1 protein-coding gene is annotated in these 1,858 nt (G+C 36.4%); it reads right to left on the reverse strand.

What is annotated here, in order from left to right; translation table 11 throughout:
• Positions 1-23: 23 nt before the first annotated feature.
• Positions 24-1,724 (reverse strand): IS1634 family transposase, encoded by a 1,701-nt coding sequence (locus DLD82_RS18125; RefSeq protein WP_455324070.1) that lies wholly within the window; start codon positions 1,722-1,724, stop codon positions 24-26.
• Between the last annotated feature and the right edge of the window lie 134 nt (positions 1,725-1,858).

The following is a 1,858-nucleotide window of genomic DNA, read 5'->3' on the forward strand; positions in this document are numbered from 1 at the left end:
ACCTAAGTTTGTGAATTTATAACTTACAAATGACTCAACCTAATTTCTGGAAACAAGTTTGTGAACCCCATCTTCTTCAGCTGACCCACCATTTTTTCCGTAAGATTCAGGTACCAGTATGCCTTTTTTTGATTCTCTGTTTCGACCTCAACGTACTCCACCCTTTTCAAGCGCCTAAGTAACTCATCAAACTCATAAATCCTCTCTTTTTTACTTATCTGACACATTCCGTGATTATAAACAACTCTTAACCACAACGCGATCATTGCTACAAAAAAAACCGCCCTAATCCGGTGATTTTTCCAGTGTCTTACCGGAGCGATTTTTAGATGAGATTTCAACGTATTGAATGTTTTTTCGACAAAATCCTTTCCCACGTATTCTTTGACAACATCAGATGCTGACAACAATGAATCGGTAGAATACAACAGATATTTCCCATCAAGATCCTCAGCCTGACGTATTGCTTCTTCATCAAGTGTCCATTTCAACGAATATTGTTTTTCTTGTTTTCGTAATTGAGTGGAAAAAAATTGCCCGTATTCTCCAACAATATCTGAGATCTTCAACTCGATGTTTGATTTTGTTAATCCCCCCAAATTTTCACTTAGCTCTAATAGTTCCCCATCTATTTCCATTAAAAGTTCATTCCTGGCATCAATAGTCTCCATTCGTTTTGCAATGTTGACATACACAACTCCGGCATTCTCTCTACCAAATAATTTGCCCGCAGCCCTCATTGCATATAATGCACTTTTACTTGTAGATTTCACACGATTAGAGAAATGAGCAGAAACATCGGTTTCCCTAATCATCGATATGACCTCATCAGAGCTTTTTTGAACTCCACAAATAAGATTCCAACCTAATTCTTCAATATCTCGGATCGAATCTTCCGAAGTATTCCCCCGGTCCCAGATCAACGTACCTGGTTTAAAAGACATGTCTATCAGTTGAACAAGCAATTCCTTGACTGATGACATTGAATTAAAATTACCGGGTAATAAAAAATATGAAACTGGTGCCTTATCGAATTTAGAAACTAAAATACAGAGATTAATCTGCTTTTTATTAACATGCTTAGAATTATATCCCTTTTCACCTAAATCAGAGCCGGTTCCAAAAATTAGTATTGGTGTGAGATCATATGCAAGAATTTCGGTATGATTTTCTGGTAATGGATGATTCAATCTCCAGTGTAAATAGAGGTCATCACAAATAAGTGTACTAAAATCAGTATATCCATCAGCGGTTGTATCTTTAAAACAGACTCGATCTAACGCAGAATAAAAGGCACTATCAGTAAAGTACTCTCCAGGAAGACCGGATAAATCTGGGATGACACTGCTTGTTACCCATTCCCCGAGGTTAGTTGCACTTATTGGATCCAATGCTTTACTGATTGCCCATGCAGTCAATATCTTTCCGGGGGATTTCCCATCAATGTATCCATCACCACAACAGATCGAATCAATAATTTTTGGCATATTTAGCATATTTTCAGCAATATGCCAAAACAGCGTCACATCTCCTGCTCGTTTAGAATGTTCAGGATATATTGGGGTTTGAATATGGGCTGACTTCTTGGGCAATGGAATATTCTTTTCATCGCTTTCTTTTCCGAGGTACCGAATGAACTTTGTTTTTATTTTTTTGCCCTCTCTGTAGGTTTCATATTCTGCAAGATATACTGCATTTCCCTTTTTGATACGTTTAATATGCATGTAAGTTATAATTATAACTTGCATGTAATTAATACTATCGCCCACAAATGTAGTTTTTTTGAAAATTAAGGGTTGAATGAAAATATTTTGAGAATAAATTCAATAAGGTGAGTTATAATTCGATAAACTTAGGT

The sequence above is a fragment of the Methanospirillum stamsii genome, assembly GCF_003173335.1.
GTDB lineage: Archaea > Halobacteriota > Methanomicrobia > Methanomicrobiales > Methanospirillaceae > Methanospirillum > Methanospirillum stamsii.

Excerpts from the sequence above, each read along its gene's own strand:
- DLD82_RS18125 (WP_455324070.1), bottom strand. The coding sequence starts at position 1,724 with ATGCATATTAAACGTATCAAAAAGGGAAATGCAGTATATCTTGCAGAA.